Origin of the sequence: Actinomadura spongiicola, from assembly GCF_003432485.1 — a bacterium.
Lineage (GTDB): Bacteria > Actinomycetota > Actinomycetes > Streptosporangiales > Streptosporangiaceae > Spirillospora > Spirillospora spongiicola.
In genome coordinates, this window is the sequence record NZ_QVNQ01000005.1 from 187,843 (window position 1) to 214,789 (window position 26,947).

At 71.6% G+C, this 26,947-nt stretch carries 23 protein-coding genes; 7 read left to right on the forward strand and 16 right to left on the reverse strand.

Features of this window, described 5'->3' with window-relative positions; genetic code table 11:
• The first annotated feature begins 29 nt into the window (after window positions 1–29).
• Together D0T12_RS17355 and D0T12_RS17360 are read left to right on the forward strand one after the other, a co-directional pair.
• Window positions 30–908 carry an ABC transporter ATP-binding protein gene (locus tag D0T12_RS17355; RefSeq protein ID WP_117400651.1) on the forward strand — a complete coding sequence of 293 codons (879 nt, stop codon included), beginning with the start codon at window positions 30–32 and terminating at the stop codon, window positions 906–908.
• A complete protein-coding gene (locus tag D0T12_RS17360) occupies window positions 905–3,406 on the forward strand; it encodes an ABC transporter permease (protein ID WP_233526130.1) in 2,502 nt (833 codons plus the stop codon). The genes D0T12_RS17355 and D0T12_RS17360 overlap by 4 nt, the downstream gene beginning before the upstream one ends.
• Window positions 3,407–3,594: 188 nt before the next feature.
• Here D0T12_RS17360 and D0T12_RS17365 read toward each other — a convergent pair whose 3' ends face one another.
• The 7 genes from D0T12_RS17365 to D0T12_RS17395 form a co-directional block, all read right to left on the reverse strand.
• Window positions 3,595–4,695: an ABC transporter ATP-binding protein gene (locus D0T12_RS17365; protein ID WP_117400653.1), complete on the reverse strand. Its 1,101-nt coding sequence runs from the start codon at window positions 4,693–4,695 to the stop codon at window positions 3,595–3,597.
• Window positions 4,696–4,721: 26 nt separating this feature from the next.
• On the reverse strand, window positions 4,722–5,789 hold the full coding sequence (locus D0T12_RS17370) for an ABC transporter ATP-binding protein (RefSeq protein WP_117400654.1): 1,068 nt from the start codon (window positions 5,787–5,789) through the stop codon (window positions 4,722–4,724).
• Window positions 5,789–6,802, reverse strand: coding sequence for an ABC transporter permease (locus D0T12_RS17375; RefSeq protein WP_117400655.1), 1,014 nt, complete (start codon window positions 6,800–6,802; stop codon window positions 5,789–5,791). The genes D0T12_RS17370 and D0T12_RS17375 overlap by 1 nt, the downstream gene beginning before the upstream one ends.
• Window positions 6,803–6,906: 104 nt before the next feature.
• Entirely contained in the window at window positions 6,907–8,673 is a 1,767-nt protein-coding gene (locus D0T12_RS17380; protein WP_117401069.1) for an ABC transporter substrate-binding protein, read from the reverse strand.
• A 45-nt stretch (window positions 8,674–8,718) separates the two neighbouring features.
• The gene (locus tag D0T12_RS17385; RefSeq protein WP_117400656.1) at window positions 8,719–9,711 is read right to left on the reverse strand and encodes an ABC transporter permease; all 993 of its coding nucleotides are present in this window, start codon (window positions 9,709–9,711) and stop codon (window positions 8,719–8,721) included.
• Between the two features lie 977 nt (window positions 9,712–10,688).
• Window positions 10,689–11,120, reverse strand: a complete 432-nt coding sequence (locus tag D0T12_RS17390) for a hypothetical protein (protein WP_117400657.1) — start codon at window positions 11,118–11,120, stop codon at window positions 10,689–10,691.
• Between the two features lie 143 nt (window positions 11,121–11,263).
• Window positions 11,264–11,932: an HAD family hydrolase gene (locus tag D0T12_RS17395; RefSeq protein WP_233526131.1), complete on the reverse strand. Its 669-nt coding sequence runs from the start codon at window positions 11,930–11,932 to the stop codon at window positions 11,264–11,266.
• A 273-nt stretch (window positions 11,933–12,205) separates the two neighbouring features.
• Between D0T12_RS17395 and D0T12_RS17400 the strand changes: the two genes are divergently transcribed.
• Entirely contained in the window at window positions 12,206–13,048 is an 843-nt protein-coding gene (locus D0T12_RS17400) for a PAC2 family protein (protein ID WP_117401071.1), read from the forward strand.
• Between the two features lie 50 nt (window positions 13,049–13,098).
• Here the strand turns inward: D0T12_RS17400 and mshC are convergent, their stop codons facing one another.
• The 7 genes from mshC to D0T12_RS17435 form a co-directional block, all read right to left on the reverse strand.
• Window positions 13,099–14,337 carry a cysteine--1-D-myo-inosityl 2-amino-2-deoxy-alpha-D-glucopyranoside ligase gene (gene mshC / locus D0T12_RS17405; protein ID WP_117400658.1) on the reverse strand — a complete coding sequence of 413 codons (1,239 nt, stop codon included), beginning with the start codon at window positions 14,335–14,337 and terminating at the stop codon, window positions 13,099–13,101.
• Between the two features lie 78 nt (window positions 14,338–14,415).
• Window positions 14,416–15,360 carry an ABC transporter permease gene (locus tag D0T12_RS17410; protein WP_117400659.1) on the reverse strand — a complete coding sequence of 315 codons (945 nt, stop codon included), beginning with the start codon at window positions 15,358–15,360 and terminating at the stop codon, window positions 14,416–14,418.
• A gap of 8 nt (window positions 15,361–15,368) precedes the next feature.
• Window positions 15,369–16,259 carry an ABC transporter permease gene (locus tag D0T12_RS17415; RefSeq protein ID WP_117400660.1) on the reverse strand — a complete coding sequence of 297 codons (891 nt, stop codon included), beginning with the start codon at window positions 16,257–16,259 and terminating at the stop codon, window positions 15,369–15,371.
• Between the two features lie 92 nt (window positions 16,260–16,351).
• Window positions 16,352–17,167 carry an NRDE family protein gene (locus D0T12_RS17420; RefSeq protein WP_325050818.1) on the reverse strand — a complete coding sequence of 272 codons (816 nt, stop codon included), beginning with the start codon at window positions 17,165–17,167 and terminating at the stop codon, window positions 16,352–16,354.
• 236 nt (window positions 17,168–17,403) lie between these two features.
• Complete coding sequence (locus D0T12_RS17425; protein ID WP_117400662.1) at window positions 17,404–18,195, reverse strand: SCO1664 family protein; 792 nt, start codon at window positions 18,193–18,195, stop codon at window positions 17,404–17,406.
• Window positions 18,196–18,276: 81 nt separating this feature from the next.
• Window positions 18,277–18,825 carry a DUF3090 domain-containing protein gene (locus D0T12_RS17430; RefSeq protein ID WP_117401072.1) on the reverse strand — a complete coding sequence of 183 codons (549 nt, stop codon included), beginning with the start codon at window positions 18,823–18,825 and terminating at the stop codon, window positions 18,277–18,279.
• A gap of 10 nt (window positions 18,826–18,835) precedes the next feature.
• Window positions 18,836–19,540 carry a histidine phosphatase family protein gene (locus D0T12_RS17435; RefSeq protein ID WP_117400663.1) on the reverse strand — a complete coding sequence of 235 codons (705 nt, stop codon included), beginning with the start codon at window positions 19,538–19,540 and terminating at the stop codon, window positions 18,836–18,838.
• A gap of 75 nt (window positions 19,541–19,615) precedes the next feature.
• Here D0T12_RS17435 and corA point away from each other — a divergent pair, with 75 nt between their 5' ends.
• The 3 genes from corA (at window position 19,616) to D0T12_RS17450 (ending at window position 23,510) form a co-directional block, all read left to right on the forward strand.
• Entirely contained in the window at window positions 19,616–20,587 is a 972-nt protein-coding gene (gene corA, locus D0T12_RS17440; protein ID WP_199487515.1) for a magnesium/cobalt transporter CorA, read from the forward strand.
• A gap of 77 nt (window positions 20,588–20,664) precedes the next feature.
• Window positions 20,665–21,618: an aldo/keto reductase gene (locus D0T12_RS17445; protein WP_117400665.1), complete on the forward strand. Its 954-nt coding sequence runs from the start codon at window positions 20,665–20,667 to the stop codon at window positions 21,616–21,618.
• Window positions 21,615–23,510 (forward strand): helix-hairpin-helix domain-containing protein, encoded by a 1,896-nt coding sequence (locus tag D0T12_RS17450; RefSeq protein ID WP_233526132.1) that lies wholly within the window; start codon window positions 21,615–21,617, stop codon window positions 23,508–23,510. Before D0T12_RS17445 ends, D0T12_RS17450 begins: the two co-directional genes overlap by 4 nt.
• A gap of 275 nt (window positions 23,511–23,785) precedes the next feature.
• Here D0T12_RS17450 and fabI read toward each other — a convergent pair whose 3' ends face one another.
• Together fabI and fabG are read right to left on the reverse strand one after the other, a co-directional pair.
• Window positions 23,786–24,571, reverse strand: a complete 786-nt coding sequence (fabI, locus tag D0T12_RS17455) for an enoyl-ACP reductase FabI (protein ID WP_199487516.1) — start codon at window positions 24,569–24,571, stop codon at window positions 23,786–23,788.
• A 5-nt stretch (window positions 24,572–24,576) separates the two neighbouring features.
• The gene (gene fabG, locus D0T12_RS17460) at window positions 24,577–25,281 is read right to left on the reverse strand and encodes a 3-oxoacyl-[acyl-carrier-protein] reductase (protein WP_117401074.1); all 705 of its coding nucleotides are present in this window, start codon (window positions 25,279–25,281) and stop codon (window positions 24,577–24,579) included.
• Window positions 25,282–25,446: 165 nt separating this feature from the next.
• On the opposite strand from fabG, the gene D0T12_RS17465 reads away from it, so the two are divergent.
• Window positions 25,447–26,946, forward strand: a complete 1,500-nt coding sequence (locus D0T12_RS17465) for a TldD/PmbA family protein (protein ID WP_117401075.1) — start codon at window positions 25,447–25,449, stop codon at window positions 26,944–26,946.
• Window position 26,947: the final 1 nt, after the last annotated feature.

Sequence of the window (26,947 nt, forward strand, 5' to 3'; positions counted from 1 at the left end):
TTTCCGCTCACTACACATGGGAGTTTCACGTGACGAACACCGCCCCGTCGACCGCCGGCGCGCCGACCGCGCCCGGGGCGGGCGACTTCGCCGCACGGACCGTGAAGATCGCGAAGGTGTACGGGCGTGGCGACGCCCGGGTCGTCGCGCTCGACGGGGTCACGGTCGGCATTCCCCGCGGCCGGTTCACCGCGATCATGGGTCCGTCCGGGTCGGGGAAGTCGACCCTGATGCACTGCATGGCGGGCCTGGACTCGGTGGACTCCGGAGAGGTCTTCATCGGTGACACCGAGCTGACGCGGTTGAAGGACAAGCAGCTGACGCGGTTGCGGCGCGACAAGGTCGGGTTCATCTTCCAGGCGTTCAACCTGGTGCCGACGCTGACGGCGTTGGAGAACATCACGCTGCCGATGGACATCGCGGGCCGCAGGCCGGAGAAGGAGTGGCTGGACGCGGTGGTCGACACGGTGGGGTTGCGGCCGCGGTTGAAGCACCGTCCGACGGAGTTGTCGGGTGGGCAGCAGCAGCGGGTGGCGTGCGCGCGGGCGCTCGCCGCCCGCCCGGAGATCATCTTCGCGGACGAGCCGACGGGGAACCTGGACTCGCGGTCCGGCGCGGAGGTGCTGGGGTTCCTGCGGGACTCGGTGCGGCGGATGGGGCAGACGATCGTGATGGTGACGCATGACCCGTCCGCGGCGGCGTACGCCGACCAGGTGCTGTTCCTGACGGACGGGCAGATCGTCGACACGATGGTGGGGCCGACGGCGGAGCGGGTCCTGGAGCGGATGAAGGGCTTCGAGACGGGCGGTGGGCGCGCTTCGATGCCCGCCGCCGACGGCCGGTCCGGTGTCGGGCCGGCCACCGCGGGCGCGCACCCCGAACAGGGGCCGGGGGTCGCGGCGCGATGATGGGCAAGGTGACGCTCCGCAACCTCGCGGCGCACAAGATCAGGCTGGTGTTGACGGCCGTGTCGGTGATCCTCGGTGTGGCGTTCGTGGCCGGGACGTTGATCTTCACCGACAGTATGAACAAGCAGTTCGACGAGCTGTTCAGCCGGGTCGGCGTGAACGTGGCCGTGGACGTGCGGGCCGAGAAGATCGTGGACGGCGACGACGACGGGATGGCGGCGCAGCCGGTGCCGGAGTCGCTCCTGGCGACGCTGCGGGGCGTTGAGGGGGTGAAGAACCCGACGGGGAACGTCAATGGGTACGCGGCGGTCGTCGGCAAGGACGGAAAGGTCATCGGCACCCCGCAGAACGGGCCGCCGCAGCTCGGGGTGAACTGGACCGGCGGCGAGTCGTACGACCTGGCGTCGGGCCGGGCGCCGCAGGGGCCGGGTGAGGTCGTCGTGGATCAGCGGACCGCCGAGAAGGGCGACCTGTCCGTCGGGGACACGGTGCGGGTCCTCACGCAGGGGCCGCCGCAGCGGATGCGGATCGTGGGGTTGGCCGACGCGGGGAACCTGATGGGCGCGACGCTCACGGCGTTCGACACCCCGACGGCGCAGCGGCTGATGCTCAGGCCCGGCTACTTCAGCGACATCGAGATGGCGTCGTCGGGGCCGTCGCAGGCGGAGCTGCGCGACCGGGTCGCGAAGGTGCTGCCGGACGGGTTGGAGGCCGTGACCGGGGAGAAGCTGCGGGAGGAGGCCAAGAGCGACATCGCCGCGATGATGAACTTCTTCCGGACGTTCCTGCTCGTGTTCGCGCTGATCTCGATCTTCGTCGGGGCGTTCATCATCTTCAACACGTTCTCGATGCTGGTGGCGCAGCGGACCCGGGAGCTGGCGCTGCTGCGGGCGGTCGGCGCGGCCCGCGCTCAGGTGACGCGGGCGGTGATCGGTGAGGCCGTCGCGGTCGGGATCGTGGGGTCCACGCTCGGGCTGCTGGTCGGGGCGGGTCTGGCGACGATGTTGCAGTCGCAGGTCGGTGACGCGGGCGACGGCGGGTTGACGTTCACGGTGACGCCGGTGATCTGGTCGTACGTGGTCGGGGTCGTCGTGACGGTCGTGTCGGCGTACTTCCCGGCGCGGCGGGCCGCGAAGATCCCGCCGGTGGCGGCGATGCGGGACGATGTGGCGTTGCCGCAGCGGTCGATGCGGATCCGGGTGGCGCTCGGGTCGCTGCTGACGCTCGTCGGCGCGGCGCTCATCGGTGTCGGGCTCACCGCCGACGGCGGCAACGCCGTGGTGCCGGTGGGGGCGGGCGCGTTCGCGGTGTTCATCGGTGTCGCGATGCTCGCCCCGGTGATCAGTGTGCCGGTGCTGCGGGTGCTGGGCGCGCCCGCAGCGCGGCTGCTGGGGTCGCCGGGCCGGTTGGCCAGGCAGAACGCGCTGCGCAACCCGCGCCGGACCGCGGCGACCGCCGCCGCGTTGATGATCGGCCTGGCGTTGATCACGACGGTGAACGTGTTGGGCGCGACGATGCGGGCGTCGGTCGACGACCAGATCGACTCCCAGTTCGGCGCGGACTACCTGGTGTCGTCGCAGGGCGCGGCCGGCGTCGCGGCCGGTGTCGAGCGGAAGGTGAAGGCGGTGCCGGGGGTGGCGTCGGCGTCCACGGTGTACCAGGGCGACGCCAAGATCGCCGGGAAGAAGGCGCCGTATGTGTCCGGTGACGCCGCCGTGATCGCCAAGGCCGCCAAACTGAAGATCGTTTCGGGTGGTACGGCGATCGGCCCGGCCGGGATCATGGTGGACGAGGACTCCGCGAAGAAGAACGGCTGGAAGGTCGGCTCGGCGGTGCCGGTGACGTTCACCGACGGGAAGACCGAACGGCTGACGGTGGCGGGCGTGTTCGCCAAGAGCGACCTGATCGGCAGCAGGCTGGTCTCCCAGCAGGCGTACCTGCGGCACACGGTCAACCCGACCGTGGACGCGATCCTGGTGGACGCGGCGGCGGACAACCCCGCGTCGCGGTCGGCGCTCCAGACGGCGCTGTCGGACCACCCGGACCTTGAGGTGCTCGACCAGGCGGCGTTGAAGGAGGACGTCCGCAAGGAGGTCGACGGGTTCGTGACGTTCCTGACGATCCTGCTGGTCATGTCGGTGATCATCGCGGCGGTCGGGGTGGTCAACACGCTGGCGTTGTCGGTGATCGAACGGACCCGGGAGATCGGGCTGCTGCGCGCGATCGGGATCTCCCGCCGGCAGCTGCGCCGCATGATCCGCCTGGAGTCCATCATGATCGCGTTGTTCGGGGCGGTGCTCGGCGTCACGATCGGGGTGGCGTTCGGCGCGGCGTTGCAGAACGCGCTGGCCGACAAGGGCCTCGGGGTCCTCGCCGTCCCGTACGGGACGATCGGCGTGTACCTGGTGGTCGCCGCGGTGATCGGTGTGCTGGCCGCGCTGTGGCCGGCGTGGCGGGCGGGACGCATGGACGTCCTGAAGGCCATCGCCACCGAATAGCACGGCACGGAGGCGCCACGAGAGACCGGCACGGGAGCGGTAGGGGACCGCCACGGGAACCGGGCGCCGACACGAAGACCCGGCCCTCTCGGACGAGGGGGCCGGGTCTTCGCCGCGCACGGGGCACCGCGACCGGCGCCGGGGAAGGAGGCACCGGGAGGGAGGCGCCGCGAGAGGCGCCGGGGCGGTTACTCCGCGGGTTCGGGGTCGTCGGCCGGTGCCGCGGCCGGGGCCACGGCGGCCTTGGCGACCGCGTCGGTCGCGCTGACCGTCGTGTTCTCCGGGAAGTGGCAGGCGGCCTGGTGGCCTGGGCTGAGCTCCACCAGCGGCGGCTCGACCTGCTTGCAGATGTCCTGCGCCTTCCAGCAGCGGGTGTGGAACCGGCAGGCGGGCGGCGGGTCCAGCGGGCTCGGCACGTCGCCCTGCAACCGGATCCGCTGCCGCTCACCGCGCTGCGACGGGTCCGGGATCGGCACCGCCGACAGCAACGCGTTGGTGTAGGGGTGCATGGGCCGTTCGTACAGGTCCGACCGGTCCGCGATCTCGACGATCTTGCCGAGGTACATGACGGCGACGCGGTCGGAGATGTGCCGCACCACCGACAGGTCGTGCGCGATCACCACGTAGGTGAGGTCGAGTTCGTCCTGCAGGTCCTCCAGCAGGTTCACGACCTGCGCCTGCACCGACACGTCCAGCGCGGACACCGGTTCGTCCGCGACGATCAGTTTCGGTTTCAGGGCGAGGGTGCGGGCGATGCCGATGCGCTGCCGCTGCCCGCCGGAGAACTCGTGCGGGTACCGGTTGTAGTGCTCGGGGCTGAGGCCGACGAGTTCCAGGATCTCCTGGACGGCCTTCTTCACGCCCTGCTTGGCCTCGATGTTCTGGAGCCGGAACGGGGCCCCGACGATCGCGCCGACCGTCTTGCGTGGGTTCAGCGACGAGTACGGATCCTGGAAGATCATCTGTAGGTCGCGGCGGAGGGGCCGCAGGCGCGCCTGCGACATCTTCGTGATGTCCCGCCCCTCGAAGGTGATCTTTCCGAAGCTCGGTTCCAGCAGCCGCATGATCATCCGGCCGGTGGTGGACTTGCCGCAGCCCGACTCCCCCACCAGCCCGAGCGTCTCGCCCTTGCGGACGGAGAACGACACCCCGTCGACGGCCTTGACCGCCGCGACCTGCCTGCGCAGCAGCCCCGCGGTGACGGGGAAGTGCTTGCCGAGGCCCTCGACCTCCAGCAGCGGCTCGCCCGCGGGACGGGTCCCGCCCGCCGGGGTCTTCGATGTGCTCACCACAGTCTCGTTCCCACCTGTGCTCGTCACAGCTTCGGCCGGATCTCGTCGGCCCAGATCTCCCGCCGCCTGTCCAGAGGCAGGTGGCACGCCGCCTTGTGGCCCGGTTCGACCTCGACCAGCTCCGGTCGTTCGGTCGTGCTCTTGTCGCCGTTCAGGTCCGCGTACGGGCAGCGTGGATGGAACGCGCACCCGGACGGCACGTTGATCAGGCTCGGCGGCGACCCCTCGATCGGCAGCAGCCGCTCGGAACGCTCCCGGTCCAGCCGTGGCATCGACCCGAGCAGCCCCCACGTGTAGGGGTGCAGTGGCCGGTGGAACGCGTCGTCGACCGAGGCGTACTCGACGCAGCGGCCCGCGTACATCACCAGGATGTCGTCCGACAGTTCCGCGACCACCCCGAGATCGTGGGTGATCATGATGACGGCGGAGTTGAACTCCTCCTGCAGGTCGCTGATCAGGTCGAGGATCTGCGCCTGGACGGTCACGTCCAGCGCGGTCGTCGGCTCGTCGGCGATGAGCAGCTCCGGGTCGCACGACAACGCCATCGCGATCATCGCGCGTTGCCGCATGCCGCCGGAGAACTGGTGCGGGTAGTCGTCGACCCGCCGGTCCGGTTTCGGGATGCCGACCTTGCCGAGCATGTCGACGGCGTGCTTGCGGGCGACCTGCTTGGAGACGTCGTTGTGCACCCGGTACGCCTCGATGATCTGCTGGCCGACCGTGTAGAACGGGTGCATCGCCGACAGCGGATCCTGGAAGATCATCGCCATGTCGCGGCCGCGGAGGCGGCGGACCTCCGCCTCGGAGGACCCGACGAGCTCCTTGCCGTTCAGCCAGATCTCGCCGGACACGTTGGCGTTGCGCCTGTTGTGCAGGCCGAGGATGCCGAGGCTCGTGACGCTCTTGCCGGAGCCGGACTCGCCGACGATGCCGAGGGTGCGGCCGCGTTCCAGCTGGAACGTCAGGCCGTCCACCGACCTGACCAGGCCGTCGTCCGTCGGGAAGTGGATCTTCAGGTCGCGGACCTCGAGGAACGCCGTGGGAGCGTCGCCGGTGCCCGCGGTCTGCGCGGTGGGCGCGGTGCCGGTCATCAGCCCAGCCTCACTCTCGGGTCGACGACGGCGTACAGCAGGTCCACGATCAGATTGATGATCACGATCGAGGCGGAGGTCAGCAGGGTGACGCCGAGGACCATCGGCAGGTCGCCGCTGCGGATCGAGTCGATCGCCAGGCGGCCGAGCCCGGGAATCCCGAACGTGCTCTCCGTCAGCACCGCGCCGCCGAGCAGCAACCCGAGGTCCAGGCCGAACACCGTCATGATCGGTGTCAGGGACGCGCGGAGGGCGTGCTTCGTGACGACGGTCCGTTCCGGGAGCCCCTTGGCGCGGGCGGTGCGGATGTAGTCCTCGTTCATCGTCTCCAACATGCCCGCCCTGGTGAGCCGCGCGTACATCGCCGCGTAAAGGAACGCCAGGGTCACCCAGGGCAGCACCAGCGCCTGGAACCATTTCACCGGATCGGCGGTGATCGCGGTGTACTGGCCGCCGCCGGGAAATATCTCAACACTGTAGGAGAACAGTTGGAGTGAGACCATGCCGGTGAAGTAGATCGGTAGCGACACACCGCTCAGGGCGATCACCATCGTCGCCCTGTCCCAGAGGCTCCCTCTTCGCAACGCCGAGATGACGCCGACGGTGATGCCGCCGGTCAGCCAGATCACGGCGGCGCCCGCCGCGAGCGACGCCGTCGCCGGGGCCCGGTCGACCAGGGTCTCCAGGACCGGCTGGCTGCTGCGGAACGAGTACCCGAGGCACGGCGCCGGGCAGTGGTCGGTGACCGGGCCCGCCTCGAAGTCCCGGCCGACGGCGATGCCCTTGACGTAGTTGCCGTACTGCACGAGCACCGGGTCGTCGAGACCGAGCCGTTCCTTGGTGTCCTGGATGGCCTCCTTCGTCGGGGCCTTACCGACGTAGCCGGCCGCGATCTGGTCGGTGGTCTGCCCCGCCAGTTTCGGCAGCCAGAAGAAGATGCCGAAGGTCACCAGGCTGACCAGCAGCAACATGAGGACGGCACCGATGAGCCGCCGGACGATGTAAGCGAACACATTGCGCGGCCCCACCCGCCGGCGGGGCGGGCCTGTGGGCCCGGCCCCGGCCGGCGGGCGTCGCCTTCACCTGCCTTCAGAGGGACGCATGGACGAGCGGACTGTTACTCCACGCCCATGTTGAGGTAGTCGTACATTCCGCCGTAGGAGTAGGTGATCCCCACGTTGGTGACGCGCTTCGGCCGGTACATCAGCGCCTTGGCGTACACCAGCGGGACCTCCGCGGCCGACTGCATGACCATCTTGTCGATCTCGCCGTAGGTCTTCAGGCGGGCGGCCTCGTCCGGGTTGGCGATGGCGTCGTCCAACGCCTTGTTGATCTTCGGGTCGTCGAGCTCGGCGAGGTTGTTACCACCGGACGGCTTGATCGCGTCACCGTCGATGATCTGCGACAGGAAGCCGTAGCCGGTGGGCCAGTCCGCCGCCCACGCCATGATCATCATGCCGATGCCGTTGTCGTGGACGTACTTCGGCACGCCGACGTACTTGGTGAAGTAGTCACCGGCCGGATACTGCACGATGTCGGTCCTGATGCCGACCTTGGCGAGGCTCTGCTGGATCGCCTGGGCCATCGCCACCTCCTTCGGCCGGTCGGACCGGGCCGAGAGCTTGGTGGTGAAGCCGTTCGGCTGACCGCACGCCTGCAGCTCCTGCTTGGCCTTCGCGAGGGTGGCCTGGTCGAGACCGCCGCCCTCGGCCTGCTTCTGCGGGTACAGGTCGAACTTGGTGTAACCGGCGACCGTCGGCGGCAGCACCGTGGTCGCGACGTCACCACCGGCCAGCGGGCCGCCGTAGGCGGTCTGCGCGGCGACCTTGTCGGTCGCGTACTGCACCGCCATCCGGCAGTGGACGTTGTCGAGCGGCTTGACGTTCACGTTCAGCGACATGAACCGCAGGAACCCCTGGACCGGGTTGTCGACGTACGGCTTCTGGTCGTCGGCCAGCACCTTCGGCTGCGTGCCGGACTGCACGCCGACGCCCGCCATGTCCACGTCCAGCGAACCCGCGAGGAGCCGCTGGTCGATGTCGTCGCCGTTCTGCTTCAGCTGCACCTCGATCTTGTCGGGCAGCGCCTTGCGGAGCGGGTCGGTGCTCTGGTTCCAGTGCGGGTTGCGCGACAGCGACATCGACTTGCCGCGGGCGTAGCTGTCGACCTTGTACGGGCCGGTGGACGCGATCGTGGTCTCGTACTTCAGGCCGGTGTCCTTGGCCTTCGGCACGGGCATCGTCTGCGACATCGCGACCAGGTAGTCGAACTCCTGGAACGCCGTGTTCAAGTGGAAGATGATCGTCTGGTCGTCGGGGGTCTCGATGGACTTCAGGCCCTCGTCGCCCTTGTCCTTGTACGGCCCCGGGTACGCCGGCTTGTTGTCGACAAGGTACGCCTTGAAGTACTTGGGTCCGTTCTGCAGCTCGGCGCTGTAGTTACTGCGCTCCACCGCGTACTTCACGTCCTTGGACGTGACGGTGGTGCCGTCGTCGTACTTCACGCCGGTGCGCAGCTTGTACGTCCAGGTCTTGCCGCCGTCGCTGGCCTGGCCGAGGTCGGTCGCCAGGTCCGGGACGACCTTCAGGCTGGCGTCGCCCGCGGCGGGCGCGAACGTGGTCAGGCCACGGCCGTACAGTCGCGAGAAGTTCTGGGAGAACGCGTAGTAGGTGTTGCCGGGGTCGGGCGAGTCCCAGTCGTCGGAATGACCGAACTTGAGCGTGCCGCCCTTCTTGTCTGACTTGTTGACCTGCTCCTTGACACCGGCGTTGAAGCCGGGGCCGCTTCCGGTGTCGCCGGAGTCGTCACCGCCACCACAGGCGGCGAGCGTCGCGGCCGCGACCACGCCGGCCGCGAGGACCGCGATCGGTCTCATCTTGTTCATGTGCAGGCGCACCCCTTCAAATAGACGGGTCGAAAGAGACCCGAGTCACCTGGACCGTGGGTCGAGAGCGTCCCGCAGCCCGTCACCGAACAGGTTGAAGGCGAGGACGGTGATGAAGATGGCCATACCCGGAATGATCATGTACATCGGGTCCGAGGAGTAGATCGGCACCGCGAGCGTGAGCATGCCGCCCCACGACGGCGTCGGCGGGTTCACGCCGACCCCGAGGAACGACAGCGCCGCCTCGAACAGGATGTTGGTCGGGATCAGCAGGGTCGAGTAGACGAGGATCGGCGCGACCAGGTTCGGCAGGATCTCCTTGAACAGCACGTAGGAGTTGCGGGCTCCCATGCTGCGCGCCGCGTCGACGAACTCGCGTTCCCGCAGCGACAGCGTCTGACCGCGGATGATGCGGCCGATGTACGGCCAGTTGAAGAACCCGATGACGATGACCAGCACCGACACCCGCAGATTGTTGCCGCTCAGCCCGAACGCGTCGTCGGCGACCACGCCGACCAGCGCGATCGCGAAAAGCAGGAGGGGGAACGCGAGAAAGGCGTCCATCGCGCGGCTGATGACGTAGTCGACCCACCCGCCGAAGAAACCGGCGATGATTCCCATGGTCGTTCCGATGATCACCGACATCAGGGTGGCGAGGAACGACACCAGCAGGGAGATCCGCGCGCCGTGGACGATTCGGGCCAGCATGTCGCGGCCGGTGCCCGGTTCCACGCCGAGCCAGTGCTCGGAGCTGATGCCCGAATGCCAGAAGCCGGACTTGGGCCGGTTGTAGGTCGGGTCGATCAGGTTCTGGTTGTACTTCAGCGGGTCCTGCACGAAGTACGGGCCGAAGATGGCGAGGAGGATGAGCAGGAGCACCACGAGCGCGCCGGTGAGGGCGACCTTGTCGCGCCTGAGCCGCAGCCAGGCGATCTGGCCTAGGGAGCGCCCCTGGATCTTCTTGCGGTCGACGCCGGCCAGTACCGATTCCGGCTGCGCCTCGGTGTCGGACCCGCTCACCTCGATGGGTGCGGCCACGCTCCATACCTCCTACCGTTCGGCCAGGGTTCGGCCATGCCGCCGGCGCGCGACCGGCGGCAACAGAGGTCATCCGTTGCCGACGTGCCTGTCACGCCGCGTTCGCTGAAGGGAAACGTAGTCCTTCGCGCACGACTGTCCATCCGTGAGGCGACCTTCGCCAGTACCCGTATCTGACTTGTGATCTCGTCGTCATCTCGGGAACACGCGTCCGCACCCCACGTCGGATAAATCGCCCGAATAGTACGTTCAGCGCTACCTGGGCAGGCAATACCAGACTGGTCTAGACCGGAAAGCTTTACCGTACTGAGTCCGTTCCGAGACCGTTTCTCCGCAGGTCAGCAGCGCACCCGGAAACGCCGGGACACCCCAAGATCACGACGTCCCCCCTCCCCGCCGTCACCAAACGCCCTACCGCCAAGGGCCTGCGCACCGAACCACACACCGCCCGCACGCCGGGCCGCGCGCCGGCTGTGGGTGGGACCCGTAGGTCGGGCCGTATGCCCGGTCCCGTGCCGGGCCGTGCGCCCGGCCGTGCGCCCGATCATGCACCCGTTCGTGTGCCGGCCCGTGCACCTGATCATGCGCCTGGTCATGCCGTCGCTCGTGCGCCGGGCCGTGGGCTCGGTCGTATGCCCGCTCGTGCGCCGGGTCGTATACCCGGCTGTGCGCCCGCTCGCGTGCCGGGCCGTGCATGGGGCCGTGCGGCCGGCCACGCGCCGGACCGCGCGCCCAGTCGCGCGTCGGACCGCGCCCCCGGTCAGGCGCCGAACCGCGCGCTCGACCGCGCGCCGGATCGTCGGGCCGTGTGCACGGTCGGGCGCTCGGTCATGCGTCGGGGCCTGCGCCCAGTGGCGTGCCCGGTCGGGCGTCGAGCCGTGCATCGGATCGTGCCCCGGGCCGTGCGTCGGGCCGTGTGCCCGGTGGGGTGTGAGGGCGGGCGGGGGGCGGGGCGGAGGCCGGGTTCGGCGTCGGGGTCAGGAGATGCCGTGCTCGCGCAGGATTCGCTCGATCTCCGCCATCTCGGGGTCGCCGCCGCCCTGCGCGGGGCCCTCCACGGCCTTCTTCCCCTTGCCGGAACGTCCGGCGGGCTTCGCCGGGGCGTCCCCGCCCTCGGCGGCCCTCTTGCCGCCGCCGGAGCCCGCGCGGCGGCTCATCATGGCGCCGGACGTCATGTAGAGCAGGACCGCGAGCCCCGCGACGGCCACGCCCGCCCACTTGACCGGGCTGAAGGCCAGATCGACGAAGAACTCGCTCACCCCGGTCATCGCCGCCGCGAGCGGCACCAGCGACAGGGCCGCGCCGCGCAGGCCCACGCCCGCGCCGCGGCGCCGGTGGACGCCCCAGCTGATGACCAACCCGAGCAGGGTGACTCCGAGACTGATCGCGAAAATGGCTGCGTCGCTCATGCCGACCCCTCACTCCGTACGGTGCTGCTCTCCTCCATCGTCACACGCCGAACGGCGGTTCCGATCCTCCCGGCGGACGGTTTGTGCCGACGGGCCTCTCCTCCTGCGGCGGGACCCGTCCCCTGAGAACCGCCCCGCAGGTATCAGGGTGCGTCGAACGGGGGCAGCGCCCGCAGGGTCGCGAGGCTCACCTCGCGCAGCGACGCGACCACGACGCGTCCCGGCGCGGGCGGGATCGGCAGGACGCTCGGCACCGCGACGGTGACGCAGCCCGCGGCCTCGGCCGCGGCGACGCCGTTCGGGGAGTCCTCCAGCGCCACGCACCGGGCCGGGTCGGCGCCGAGCCGGACCGTGGCCGTCAGGTAGGGCTCGGGATCGGGTTTGGTCCGCGTCACCTCGTCGCCCGCGACGCTCAACGCGAAGTGCTCGCGGCCGACGGCGTCCAGCACCGGTTCCAGGAGCCGCCGGTGGCTGGAGGACACCAGCGCCGCCGGGACGCCCGCCGCGCGGACCTCGGCCAGCAGATCCTTGGCGCCGGGCATCATCGGGACGCAGGCGCTCAGCCGCTCGACCATGCCGTCCAGCATTCGCCGCCCGACCTCCTCGGGCGGCGCGTCCGCGCCGGTCAACTCCAGCATGTAGTCGACGGCCACGGACAGGGAGCCGCCGACGAGGTGTTCCTGGTGGGCGCGGCTCCACTCGCCGCCCAGCCACGCCATGACCTCCGACTCGACCTCCAGCCAGACGCGCTCGGAATCGATGAGCAGGCCGTCCATGTCGAACAGAACGGCCTGCGGGCCCCCTCGGGTCACAGCGCTCCTCTCGGGAAACTACCGGCGAGTAAACCATGGTGGACGCGCCGCTCCCCCGCGACGTCGTGATCGTCCCCGCCATCGACGGTAAGTGACGGCGCCCGGCCGTTATTCCGCCTGGGGCGTACAGGGTGGACGTGGGGTCGCCGAAGGGTGGGGTACGTCACCGTCAGGACGTAGGCTGACAGCCACCGATCATGAGCCGGGGGCCGCCCCCGGGAATGAGGTCCCCCGTCGGTGACGCTGTACCTGGGCGTCGGAAGGAGGCAGCGCGTGGTCGAGCTGGAGAGTCTGCCGGAGCTGGTCGATCCGGTGCTCGTGGCCGCCTTTGAGGGGTGGAACGACGCCGGGGAGGCCGCCAGCGGGGTCATCTCGCATCTGGAGGCCACCTGGGAGGCGGTGCCGATCGCGGAACTCGACCCCGACGACTACTACGACTTCCAGGTCACCCGCCCGATCGTGGAGATGACCGACGGCGAGACCCGCGGGATCACCTGGCCGACGACGCGCGTGTCGTGGGCGCGGCTGCCGGACGGCAAGGACGTCGTCCTGCTGCACGGCATCGAGCCGAACATGCGGTGGCGGTCGTTCTGCCGGGAGCTGATCGGGTTGATGATGGAGCTGGAGATCCGCAACGTCGTACTGCTCGGCGCGCTGCTCGCCGACGCGCCGCACACCCGGCCGGTGCCCGTCACCGGCGCCGCGTCCGAGGCGGGCCTGGCCCGCACCCTGCACCTGGAGCCGGCCCGCTACGAGGGGCCCACCGGCATCCTCGGCGTCCTGCAGGACGCGTGCACCAAGGCCGACCTCGACACGGTGTCGCTGTGGGCGGCCGTCCCGCATTACGTCGCGCAGCCGCCGTCCCCGAAGGCCACCCTCGCGTTGCTGCGCCGCGTCGAGGACGTCCTGGACGTCGCGATCCCGCTCGGGGAGCTGCCCGAGGAGGCCCGCGCCTGGGAGAACGGCGTCAACGAGCTCGCCGAGGAGGACTCCGAGGTCGCCGAGTACGTCCGGACGCTGGAGGAGCAGAAGGACGCCACCGAGCTGCCGGAGGCGAGCGGCGACGCCATCGCCCGCGAGTTCGAACGCTACCTGCGGCGCCGCGACCCCGGCTGAGACACCCGGCGCCGGTCGGGCGCCGCCACGTCCCAGCGTGAACCGCCGGGTCAGAGGGCGATGCCGAGGAGGGCGTCGACCACGGCCCCGATCCGTGCGGGGGCGGTGGTGTCGGCGCCGTCCGCGGCGGCCCAGGCGTCGACGGCGGCGAGCGCGGCCGGGGCGTCGAGGTCGTCGGTCAGACGGTCGCGGACGGCGGCGGCGACGGGCCCCGCGGGCGGGCCGGACGGACGGGCCACGGCGGCGCGCCACCGTTCCAGCCGCGCGGCGGCCTCGTCCAGGGTGTCCCCGGTCCAGTCCCAGTCGGCGCGGTAGTGGTGGGCGAGCAGCGCCAACCGGATCGCCATCGGGTCGACGCCCGCCTGCCGCAGCCTCGACACGAACACCAGGTTGCCGCGCGACTTCGACATCTTCTCGCCGTCCAGGCCGACCATGCCCGCGTGGACGTAGGCGCGGGCGTGGGGCCGTTCGCCGGTGGCGACCTGGGCGTGGGAGGCGCTCATCTCGTGGTGCGGGAACGCCAGGTCGGAGCCGCCGCCCTCCACGTCGAACGCCATCCCGAGGTACTCGATGGAGATCGCCGAACACTCCACGTGCCAGCCGGGGCGGCCCTCCCCGAACGGCGACTCCCAGCCCGGCTCGCCGGGGCGCCGCGCCATCCACAGCAGCGCGTCGAGCGGGTCGCGTTTGCCGGGCCGGTCCGGGTCGCCGCCGCGCTCGGCGAACAGCGGCGCCATCTCCGCCCTGCTCAACCCGCTGACCCGGCCGAACGCGGGGTCGGCCGCGACCGGGAAGTACACGTCGCCGGCCACCTCGTAGGCGGCGTCCCGGCCCCGCAGCTTCTCGATCATCTCGACGATCAGCGGGATCGCCTCGACCGCGCCGACGTACCGGTCGGGCGGCAGGATCCGCAGCGCCGTCATGTCGTCGCGGAACAGCTGGATCTCCCGGTCGGCGAGGCGCCGCCAGTCCTCGCCGGTGTCCCGGGCGCGTTCCAACAGCGGGTCGTCGACGTCGGTGGTGTTCTGGACGTAGTGCACCCGGTGCCCGAGGTCCCGCCACACCCGGTTGACCAGGTCGAACGCCAGGTAGGTGTTGGCGTGGCCGAGGTGGGTGGCGTCGTAGGGGGTGATCCCGCACACGTACATGCGGGCGGTGCCGCCGGGGTCGGCGGGGCCGGCGGGACGCGCCGTCCCCGTGCCCGTGTCGTGCAGGAGCAGCGGCCGGGCCGCGGCGGGCAGGCCCACCTGGGTCAGGCCGGGGACTTCGGGGGCGGGCCACGATCGCATAAGGAAAGCTTATCCATGCCCTGATCGCGGTTATGCGGCGAGATCACGGTAAGTGTCCGATCCGTCGGGGTGGACCGGTCAGGGCCGCCGGACGCGCGGGTCCAGGAACGCGTGGGCGAGGTCCACCAGCAGGTTCGCGGCGACCACGAACAGCGTCACCGTCAACGTCACCCCGATGATCACCGGGGTGTCGCCGGCCGCGACGGACTGGTGGACGAGCTGCCCCACGCCCTGCAGCCCGAACACCTTCTCGATGACCACCGTGGAGCCGACGAGGGCGCCGACGTCGACGCCGAGCTGGGTGACGACCGGGGTCAGCGCGGGCCGCAGCCCGTGGCGGAGCACGACGCGGCGCTCCGGCAGCCCCTTGGCCCGCGCCGTCCGGACGTAGTCCTCGCCGAGGACGTCCAGCATCGCGGCGCGGGTCAGGCGCGTGTACGAGGCGAGCATCAGGAACGCCAGCGCGGCCCACGGGAGGACCATCCGCTGGAGGAAGTGCTCCTGCAACGGCGGTCCCGCCTCGAACGCGGGGACGCCGGCCCGGTCGAGGCCGGTGGCGAACACGTGGAGCAGTACCAGGGCCAGCACGAACGGCGGCGTGGACAGGCCGACCAGCACGAACGCCGTGACGGCCCGGTCCCACGGAGTCCGCGCCCTGGCGGCGCCGAGCACGCCGAGGGCGACGCCGCTGGCGAACCACAGGGTCCCGGCGCCCGCGACGAGCCACAGCGTCGCGGGGAGCCGCTCGGCGATCAGCGTCGTCACCGGCGTCCCGTTGACGTAGGAGTCGCCGAGGTCGCCGCGCAGGAGGCGTCCCGCGAACCTCCAGTACTGGACGAGGACGGGCCGGTCCAGGCCGAGGTTGCCGCGGATCAGCTCCAGCGTCTCGGCGGTGGCGCGGGGCCCGCCGATGACGCGTTCCACCGGAAGGGGCGAGACGTGCAGGAACACGAACACCAGCGTGGACACCAGCCACAGCACCGCGGCCGAGTACAGCAGGCGGCGCAGGACGAAACGCGGCAATCCCCCGCTCACCTCCGGCGCCCGGCCCCGTCGCGCGGGTCGAGGGCGTCGCGGATCCCGTCGCCGAGCAGGTTGAACGCCAGCGTGGTCGCCAGCAGCAGGGCGCCCGGGACGGCGAGGAGCCACCACGCGGACCGGAACACCTCACCGCCCTCGCCGAGCATCGAGCCGAGGCTCGGCGTCGGCGGCGGGACCCCGGCGCCGAGGAACGACAGCGTCGCCTCGAACACGATCGCCGCCGGGATCTGCAGCGACGTCAGCACGGTCACCTGCGCGGCCAGGTTCGGCAGGACGTCCACGACCATGATGCGGGCGTCGGAGGAGCCGATGGACCGGGCGGCGTCGATGAACTCGCTGCGCCGCAGCGCCATCACCTGACCGCGGATCACCCGCCCGTACGCCGCGGCCGAGAAGAACGCGATCACCACGGTCGTCAGCGCCAGCCCCGCGGCCGGCGACGACACCTGGAACGTCGTCGCCAGCGTGATCGCGACGAGAAGGCCGGGCAGCGCGAGGGTCATGTCCATCAGCCGGGCCAGCAGCGCGTCGACGGCGCCGCCCGCGAACCCGGACACGAGCCCGGCGACGGTCCCGGCGACGGTGGCGAGCAGCGCCGCGCAGACCCCGACGACCAGGGAGACCCGGGTGCCGTAGGCGGCGCGGACGAGGACGTCCCGGCCGAGCCGGTCGGCGCCGAGCGGGAACTGCGCGCCGGGCCCGCGCGGCTGCCCCGCGACGTCCAGGCCCGTGCCGGGGAACGTCCGGTCGTAGGGGTGACCGGTGAGATGCGCCCACAGCGGCGCCAGCAACGCGAACACCGCGATCGACAGCAGCACGACCAGCGACGCGACGGCGAGCCGGTCACGGCGGAGACGATCCCAGGCGACCTGGAACGGCATGCGTCCCGGCACCCCCCGTCCACCCGAGCTCGCGATGAGTGGCCAAGCTAACACCGTGTGTCACGCCGCGGAGGCCGGTCGACGAAATTCGCCTACAGCACCCGAGCCCAGGTGGAGGCGTCACCGGAGACGGCCGAGAAGTCGTACCGGACGCCGGCCGCGGTGAGGGCGGTGAGGCTGACGGAGGTGGTGCCCCACACCCGTCCCTCGCCGAGGTCGAACAGCGGCAGCAGGGCCCGGTGGTCGGCCCGGGGCAGCCCGTCGCCGGTCACCAGCGGCAGCCACTCCCCCCACGCCTGTTCCAGGGGCACGTCCGGGCCGGGCTCGGGCCGCGCCGCCGCGGCCAGCCGCGGCCGGAAGTGCGCGAGCCGCGCCGCCATGTAGGCGTCCTCGGTCTGCCCTTCGAGCCGCCCCTCCCCCTCCAGCCCACTGTTGACGATCATGTGGAGTCCGGGCCCCAGTTCCCGTTCGACGAGTTCCACTCCGTCCCACCGCCACAACCGCACCCGGTCGGGTTCCGCGCCCAGGAGATGGAACGGGTCGAACGACGCGAGGTCGAGCCGCCCGAGCTTGCCGTCGGCAGCCACCCGCAGTGGCAACTCGCCCCGTGACAGGCGACCCGTCTCCGGCGCCATCCGCCCCCGCCCGTTCAACACCGTGGCGACGCGGGGCGCCCCCGGATCCACGGCCAACCACGTCCCGCCCGCCCGCAGATCCCGTCCACCGACCAGCCCCGGCCGATCCGGCCAGTGCCGCCCCGGCGCCTCCCACTCCCGAGCGACGAACTCGTCCCGCACACCGACAAGCAGCACGGGCACCGGCGACGAGGGGTCAAAACTAATGATCGCCGTACACATGCCCCCAATTGCACCACCCCACCAGATCCCCCCAACTCCCCGCCCCCACATCCCCAGACCGACACCCTTTCCTCGGACGGGTCACAGCTCGGTCCCTGGAGCAAACCCCAGCCGACGGTCACGGTTCGCGCGGCCGGAGGCGCCCCAGCGCCGGAGGCCGCGCGCACCGCCGAGCAGGTCGACCGCAGCGCCACGACGCGACCCGCACGGTCACAGCGAACCCGCACCGTGGCGTGAGGATCGACCTGCTCGCAACGGGGGGTTCCAGGGGGGTCGTCCCCCCTGGACTACAGCGGCGGCCAGGGAATCGCCGGCCAGTCTTCCGGGGGGTAGGGGTGGATGCGGTGTTTGAGCATCAGGTCGACGCGGCGGCGAGTGGCGTCGACCTCGTCGGGGGTGAGCAGTTCCGACAGGCGGGGGCCGAGCGGGCCGTCGCCGAGGGCGGCGGCGACGCGGTCCAGGGCCTCCAGGGCCTCCGGTGTCAGGGGTTTGCCGCGCCACTGCCACAGGACGGTGCGGAGCTTGTACTCGACGGAGAAGCAGACGCCGTGGTCGCAGCCGTAGACGCGGCCGTCCCCGGGGGGCAGCAGGTGCCCGATCTTGCGGTCGGCGTTGTTGACGACGGCGTCGAACACCGCCATGCGGCGGATCTCGTCGTCCTCGGAGCGGGACAGGGCCACCAGGTCGACGTCGGGGTCGGGTTCGACCCACAGTTGCACCATGCCGGGTCCGTAGGGGCCGTCGCGGTGCACGGTGGGCGGGACGGTGCCCCAGCCCATGGCCTTGGACACCTCGTAGGCGGCGACCTCCCGTTCGGCGAGGGTGCCGTCGGGGAAGTCCCACAGCGGCCGTTCGCCCGCGACCGGTTTGTAGACGCAGGCCGCGGTCCGCCCGTCGTGTTCGACGGTGCAGTACAGGGTGGCGTTGGACGCCTGGACGAGGCGGCCCTCCACGTTGAGGCGTCCGGCGGTCAACAGCCGCTCGGCGGCCGCGATGTCGCGGGGGGAGACCGGGGGTCCGGACGTCCCGTGTCCGGCGGCGTCGCCCGCGGGCGCCCGGTCCCGGGAGGGCTGCGTCATGGGGTCATTCTCCCGGGAGCGCCGTCCATGATCCAGCACAACGAGCCCATTTCGTCCTCGGCGGACCCGGCGGCGGTCATCTCAGCCGAGGTATCCGTTCTGGCGAGGGCACACGTGGCCCTCGGTGTCGAGGGGCAGGCCGCACAGCGGGCACGGGGGCCGCCCGGCGGCGACGACCTTCAGGGCCCGTTCGGCGAACGCGCGGGCCTGCGCCGCGCTGATCCGGACCCGAAGCACCGCGATGGCGGGGTCGTCCTCGCCGACCTCGGTCTCCTCCTCGGTCTCGGTGACCTCCTGCGCCTCGATGACGACCTGTTCGTCGTCGGGGTCCCAGGCCAGCGCCATCGTGCCGACCCGGAACTCCTCCTCGACCGGCTGGTCGAGGGGGCCGTCGTCGACGAGTTCGGAGGGGGTGACGGCGGGCACGGGCGCCTCGCCGCCGCTGCGCCGCAGCACCTCGTCCAGGAGTTCCTCCAGCCGTTCCGCCAGGAGCGTCACCTGGAACTTCTCCAGGCCGACGCTGGTGACGCGGCGGCCGGAGCGCGCCTGCAGGTAGAAGGCGCGGTCGCCGGGCCGCCCGACGGCCCCGGCGACGAACCGTTCCGGCAGATCGTAGGAGATGACGGGCATGACAAAGACCCTACGCGCCGCCGCCGGGCACCGCGTCACCCGGCCCGAGTCCGTTTCCTCCCGTGTCGTCGCCGGACGGTTCGGGCACGAGACCGGTGACATCGCCGCCGGTGTCGTTGACGCGGACGACGAACGGACGTGTCTCCGTGTACCGGATCGCGGTGATCGACGCGGGGTCGACCTGGATCCGTTGGAACTGGTCGAGGTGGACGCCGAGCGCGTCGGCGACGACCGCCTTGATGATGTCGCCGTGGCTGCACACCGCGTAGACGGCGTCGGGGCCGTGGTCGGCGGCGATCCGGGCGTTCCAGTCCCGGACGGCGGTGACGGCGCGGTGCTGGGCGGCGGCGAGGGACTCGCCGTCCTCGCCGGGGAACCGGGCGGCGCTCGGGTGGGTCTGCACGACCCGCCACAGGGGTTCCTCGGCGAGTTCCTTCAGGGGACGGCCCGTCCAGTCGCCGTAGCGGACCTCGCCGAACCGTTCGTCGGTGTCGACCTCGACGGCGTGGCCGGCGGCGATGGCCCCGGCGGTCTCGGCGCAGCGTTCGAGGGGGCTGGTCACGATCGCGGCGAGCGGCAGCGGCGCGAGGCGGGCGGCGACCGCGGTGACCTGCGCGCGGCCGCGTTCGTCGAGAGGCACCCCCGGCGTCCACCCCGCGAGGACGGGACCGGTCATCGCGGTCAGGCCATGCCGTACCAGGAGAAGCATCGTCACAGCGGTCACTCTAGGAGATGGGCGGTGGCGCCGACGCGGCGGTTCCCGCGGCGCGGATGCGGAACAATGCGGCGTGTGATCGTGGACAAGGCCATCTACGCCGACGGGACCCGCCGCGACATCGACGGCGACATCAGCGACGCCTTCGACCTGGCCCGGGAGGACGGCGACTGCTTCGTCTGGATCGGGCTGTTCGAACCCGACGAGGACGAGTTCGAGCTGGTCAAGGAGGAACTGGACCTGCATCCGCTGGCCGCCGAGGACGCCGTGTCCGCGCATCAGCGGCCCAAGATGGAACGCTACGACGACACGCTGTTCGTCGTGTTGAAGACGCTCGCCTACATCGACGAGACCTCCGACATCGAGGTCGGGGAGATCATGGTGTTCCTCGGGCCGGACTTCGTCGTCACCGTCCGGCACGGCGCCGCGAACCCGCTCGGGCCGGTCCGCCAGCGGCTGGAGGACTCGCCGGAACTGCTCAAGCACGGTGCCACCGCCGTCCTGTACGCCGTGTGCGACGAGGTCGTCGACCGGTACGGCATCGTCGCCCACGAGGTCGAGATCGACATCATCCAGCTGGAGAAGGCCGTGTTCGATCCGGCGGCGCGGGACGTCACCGAGGCCGTCTACTCACTCAAGCGGGAGGTGCTGGAGTTCCGCACCGCCGAGGACCCGCTCATCCCGGTTCTGCAGGAGATCGTCCGGGGCCGGGTCGCCGAGTGCGCCTCCACCCGCGAGTACTTCCGTGACGTCCTCGACCACCTGCTGCGCGTCGACCAGCAGGTCGACGCGCACAACGAACTGCTGAACAGTGTCCTGACGGCACATCTGGCGCTGCTCGGCAAGCAGCAGAACGAGGACATGAGAAAGATCTCGGCGTGGGCCGCGATCATCGCGGTGCCGACCGCGGTCGCCGGGATCTACGGCATGAACTTCGAGCACATGCCGGAGCTGAAATGGACGTGGTCGTACCCGGTGATGCTCGTGGTGGTCGCGGTGGTCTGCGTGTTGCTGTTCCGCCGGCTGCGCCGCAGCGGCTGGCTCTGACGGGCGGATTTCCGGGACGTGGTCGGAGCGGCGGTGGTGCACGTCGACGTCACCGCGGACCGCTACATTGACCGCCTATGAAGGAGCGTCACCTCGGGCGGAGCGGGCTGCTGGTGTCCCGCCTGGGTCTCGGCACCATGACCTGGGGGCAGGACACCGACGCGGAGGAGGCCGCGGAACAGCTCACCACGTTCGTCGACGCCGGGGGGACCCTGGTCGACACCGCCGACGTCTACAACGGCGGGGAGAGCGAACGGATCCTCGGGCGGCTGCTGCGCGAACGCGTCGACCGGGACCGGCTCGTCGTCGCGACGAAGGCCGCCATCAGGCCGAACGGCCGCTACGACGGTTCGCGGCGGCATCTGCTCCGCGCCCTGGACGCCTCCCTCGACCGCATGGACCTCGACCACGTCGACCTGTGGCAGCTGCACGTGTACGACCCGGCGACGCCGCTGGAGGAGACGCTGTCGGCGCTGGACGAGGCCGTCGCGTCCGGCCGGACCCGGTACGTCGGCGTGTCCAACTACGCGGGCTGGCAGATCTCCAAGGCCGCCGCGTGGCAACGCGCCTGGCCGGGCCGCTCCCCCGTCGTGTCGGCGCAGCTGGAGTACTCGCTGCTGCGCCGCGACATCGAGCGGGAGGTGGTGCCCGCGACCGTGGACGCCGGGGCCGGGCTGCTGGCGTGGTCGCCGCTCGGCCGGGGCGTGCTGACCGGCAAGTACCGCACCGGGATCCCCGCCGGGTCCCGGGCCGCCGCCGCGCACTACTCCGAGTTCGTCCAGCCGTACCTGGACGAGGAGTGCGCCCGCATCGTCGAGTCGGTGGTGACGGCCGCCGAGGGCCTCGGCCGGTCCCCGGTGGCGGTGGCGCTCGCCTGGGTCCGTGACCGTCCCGGGGTCGCCGCGCCGGTCGTCGGCGCCCGGACGGCCGCGCAACTCGGCGTGATATTGGAGAGCGAGGACCTGACGCTGCCGAACGAGATCCGCGCGGCGCTGGACGATGTCTCCGACACCTCGACGGGAAGCCCGTGAACCCAGACGACCGCGACACTTCGCCCGCCGAACGCGCGGCGCGCGCCGCGGAGGCGATGCACGCGGCGGAGGAGGCCGCACGGGCCGTACGGCCCACCCAGGCCCCCGCGCAACCCCAGGCACAGCCCCCGGCCGCGCCACCCGACCCGCGGGAGGGGCCACCTGAGGGACCACATGAGGGGCTGCGCGCGCTCACCGACCTGTTCGCCGAGACGGGCGTCCCGGCGCCGCTCGCGGCCCGGACCGCCGCGCGGCTCGGCCCCGGCGCCGCCGGGCGGCTCCGCGACGACCCGTGGCGGCTGCTGCGCGTCCCCGGCGTCGGGCCCCGACAGGCCGACCACTTCGCCCGCGCGGTCCTCGGCCCGGACGCGCGGCCGGACGACCCCCGGCGCGGCCGGGCGCTCGTCCTGCACCTGCTGACCGAGGCGGCGCGCGCCGGTCACACGGTCACGCCCGCCGCCGACGTCGTGTCCGCGCTGGAACGCGTCCAGGTCGCCGACCCGAGGCGGGCGGTGGAGGCCGCGCTCGACGAGGCGGAGGTGCTCGCGCTCACCGAGGAACCCGAGTTCGACGAGGAGGCGTTCGAGGAGGACGCCGAGCCGCCCGAACCGGAGGAGACGCTGGGCCCGGCGCGGTGGGCGCTCGCCGAGGAGGCCGCGGCGGAGGGCTTCCGGCGGCTGACGCTCACGGCCGAGCCGCTGCTGGACGACGCGACCGTCAAGGGCCTGCGCGACGGGCTGCCCGAGGACCGCTCCCTCGCGCTCACCGCCGCGCTCCGCACCGGCGTCAGCGTCCTGCGCGGCACGCCCCGCGACCTCGCGCGCACCGCCCTCGACGTCGCGGCGGCCGCCGCGGGCGCGGGCGTGCGCGCCGCCGTGGCCGCGCCCACCGACCGCGCCGCCACCGTCCTGGCAGCGGCGGACGGCGCCGCGGTGACGAGCCTCCACCGGCTGTTGGAGCCCCACGACGACCCGTCCGGGGCGCCGGGCGCCGTCGTGTACGGCCGTGGCGAGCAGCGCCCCCTCGACCTCGACCTGGTCATCGTGACGGACGCGTCCGCGCTGGACGTCGAACTGTGCGCGGTGCTGGTGGAGGCGTGCCCCGACGGCGCGCACCTGGTGCTGTGCGCCGAGCCGGACGCCCCGCCGCCCGCCGGCCCCGGACGCCCGTTGGACGACCTGGAGGCCTCGGAGACGGTACCGGTCGTGACCTTGGACGCCGCGCCGCAATCCGACCCCATCGGCACGCTGACCGAGGCGGTGCGCGGCGGTGACCTCGTCGCCGTGGACGCCCCGGGACGCGAGGTCGTCATCGTGCCCGCCGACGGCCACGAAGAGGCGGTGCACCGCACGGTCCAGCTCGTCACCGACTCGATCCCCCGCGCGCTCGGAATCCCGATCGACGACGTCCAGGTCGTCACACCCACCACGGGCGGCGACGCGGGCGCCACCGCCCTGAACACCGCGATCAAGGCGCGCCTGAACCCGGGCCCCGGCAGGTTCGGCGGCCTGGACCCCGGCGACCGCGTGGTCGTCGCCGCGCCACTCCCCCACGCCGCTGTCGGGGAGACAGGAACGGTCACCGGCGGCGGCGCCCACGGCCTGGACGTCGAGTTCCCCACCGGCCCCACCGTCATCTCCCCGGCGGACGCATCCCGCCTACGGCACGGCTGGGCCATAACGATCGACCAGGCCCGCGGAACGCCCCGCCCCGCCATCGTCGCCGTCATGACCCCGGACGGCCTGTCCCGCCCCCTGGTCACGACCGCCTTCGGCCTCGCACACCGTCACCTGTCGGTCGTCCAAGGAGCAGGCCCGAACCTGGCCAAGGCCGTCCGCGACACCCCCGCCCCACCCCGCCGCACCCGCCTAGCAAGACTCATGACCCAGTAACCGCCCCCGGTCGGCGCGCCCCGCCCCGCTCCATCACCACAACCCGCGACGATCCCAGGGTCGGTGATCGCGTCCGAACGCAGACTGCGAGCCTGCGAGGATCTGACGGCACGGCGAACCGGGCGAGCCGGAGCAACGGGATGACCGCACCACCGGCGACCTCGCGAACCTACCTCAGCCCGTCACCGCAACCCCGCGACAACCTGGGCCACTGCGATCGCGTCCGAAGGCAGGTTCAAGCGAAGCGAGAACCTGATCGCGCAGCGAGCATCTAGTCAACTCCCAGCTCCTACCGAGTGGAGGCCGCCGTCTACGTGGACGATCTCGCCCGTCGTCGCGGGGAACCAGTCGGAGAGCAGGGCCACGCAGGCGCGGGCGGTGGGTTCGCTGTCCTTGAGGTCCCAGCCGAGGGGCGCGTTCTGCGACCACAGGTCCGTGATGCTCTCGAAGCCGGGGATGCTCTTGGCCGCCATCGTGGCGAGCGGGCCGGCGGCGACGAGGTTGACGCGGATGCCCTGGGGGCCGAGGTACTTGGCGAGGTAGCGGGCGCACGACTCCAGGCCGGCCTTCGCCACGCCCATCCAGTCGTACACCGGCCACGCCTTGGTGGCGTCGAAGTCGAGGCCGACGACGGAGCCGCCGTCCTTCATCAGCGGCAGGCACGCCATCGTCAGCGACTTCAGCGAGTACGTCGAGGCGTGCACGGCGGTCGCGACGTCCTCCCACGGCGTCTCCAGGAACGTGCCGCCGAGGGCGGTCTGCGGCGCGAACGCGATGGCGTGGACGACGCCGTCCAGGTTGTCGAAGCCGTGGTCGCGGAGGTTCCCGGCGAGGGCGTCGAGCTGCTCGGTGTTCGTCACGTCCAGCTCGATCACCGGGGGCGGTGAGTCGGGGCCGGACGGGAGCCGCTTGGCGGTGCGCTCGGTGAGCGTCGGGCGCGGGTAGGCGGTCAACGCCACCTCGGCGCCCTGCTCCTGCGCGACCCGCGCGATGTGGAAGCCGATCGAGGCGTCGGTCAGGACGCCGGTGACCAGGATCCGCTTGCCTTCGAGAATGCCCATGATCGTCAGTGCCCCATTCCCAGTCCGCCGTCGACCGGGAGCACGGCCCCGGTGATGTAGGAGGCGTCGTCGCTCGCCAGGAACCGCACGGCCTTGGCGATCTCTTCCGGTCGCGCGATCCGGCCGAGGGGGACCGATGCGGTGATGGCCTTCTGCTGGTCCTCCGACAGCACCGCGGTCATGTCGGTGTCGACGAACCCGGGGGCGACGACGTTGACGGTGACGTTGCGGGAGCCGAGTTCGCGGGCCAGCGAGCGGGCGAAGCCGACCATGCCCGCCTTGGACGCGGCGTAGTTAGTCTGCCCGGCCGAGCCCGACAGCCCGACCACGGAGGAGACCAGGACGATCCGTCCCGAGCGTTTGCGCATCATGCCCTTGGTCGCGCGTTTCGCGACGCGGAACGCGCCGGTCAGGTTCGTGTCGAGGACGGAGGTGAACGCGTCCTCCGCCATGATCGCCAGGAGGGTGTCCTTGGTGATCCCGGCGTTGGCGACGAGCACCTCGACGGGCCCCTGTTCCGCCTCGACCTTCCCGAACGCGGCGTCGACGTCCTCGGTGCTCGTCACGTCGCACCGCACGCCGAACAGCCCCTCGGGGGGCTCACCGGACCGGTAGGTCACCGCGACCGCGTCGCCCGCGGCGGCGAGCTCGCGGGCGATGGCGAGGCCGATGCCCCGGTTACCCCCGGTCACGAGGACAGATCGACTCATCAGGACCCTCTCGTTCGGCTGCGCGTCGGTGCGCACGACCTTAGCGGGCCGGGACGGGCCCGCGGATGTGCCGATCCGACAAGTTCCGCCGACCGTGTTTGTCGGGTCCCTCGCGCGGCCAAGAGGCGCGGGGACGGGAGAGGCGGGAAGGGTAGGTTGCGGAAGGTGCATGACATCGATCCATCCTTCACCGCGCTGCCGCTTCGCGCGCTGGCCGACGCGGCCCTCAGCCGGGCCCGGGAGCTCGGCGCCGAACACGCGGACTTCCGCCTGGAACGCATCCGCAGCCAGACCCTCGGGCTCCACGACGCCGCGTTGGAGACCGCCCTGGACGCCGACGACGTCGGCCTGTCGGTCCGGGTCGTCAAGGACGGCACGTGGGGTTTCGCCGCCGGCATCGACCTGACCGTGGACGGCGCCGCCCGCGTCGCCGCGCAGGCCGTGGACGTCGCCGCCGTCGCCCGGCCCGTCAACCGCGAACCCATCGAACTCGCGCCCGAGCCCGTCCACGGGGAGCGGACCTGGGTCTCGGCGTACGAGATCGACCCGTTCGACGTCCCGACCGGCGACAAGGTCGCGTTGCTCGCCGGGTGGAGCCGCCTCCTGCTCGACGACGACCGCGTCGACCATGTCGACGCCAGGCTCCTGCAGGTCAAGGAGAACAAGTTCTTCGCCGACCTCGCCGGGACCGTCACCACCCAGCAGCGGGTCCGGGTGCATCCGTCGCTGAACGCCGTCGGCATCTCCGGGTCCCTGTTCGACACGATGCGGACGCTCGCGCCGCCCGCCGGGTACGGGTGGGAGTGGCTGACCGGCGACCATTGGGACTGGGACGGTGAGCTCGCCCGGATCCCCGAGCTGCTCGCCGAGAAGCTCGCCGCCCCGTCCGTCGAACCGGGCGTCTACGACGTGGTCGTCGACCCGTCGAACCTGTGGCTGACGATCCACGAGTCGATCGGGCACGCCACCGAACTGGACCGGGCGCTCGGATACGAGGCGGCGTACGCGGGCACGTCGTTCGCCACGCCCGACAAGCTCGGCACCCTCCGGTACGGGTCCGAGGTCATGAACGTCACCGGGGACCGCACGGCCGAACACGGCCTGGCCACCATCGGCTACGACGACGAGGGCGTGCGGACGCAGGAGTTCGACATCGTCACCGGCGGGCTGTTCACCGGCTACCAGACCGACCGTCGCATCGCCCGCCTCACCGGCGCCGACCGCTCCAACGGCTGTGCGTTCGCGGACGCCGCGTCCAGCATGCCGATCCAGCGGATGGCGAACGTGTCGCTGCGGCCGGCCGAGGACGGCCCGTCCACCGACGAGCTGATCGCCGGCGTCGACCGCGGGATCTACATCATCGGCGACAAGAGCTGGTCGATCGACATGCAGCGCCACAACTTCCAGTTCACCGGGCAGCGGTTCCACCGCATCGAGAACGGGCGGCTCGCCGGGCAGCTCCGCGACGTCGCCTACCAGGCCACCACCACCGACTTCTGGAACTCCATGGAGGCGGTCGGCGGCCCCGGGACGTACGTGCTCGGCGGCGCGTTCAACTGCGGGAAGGGCCAGCCGGGGCAGGTCGCGCCGGTCAGCCACGGCTGCCCGTCGGCGCTGTTCCGCGGCGTCAACATCCTCAACGCCCTGAAGGAGGCGGGCCAGTGAG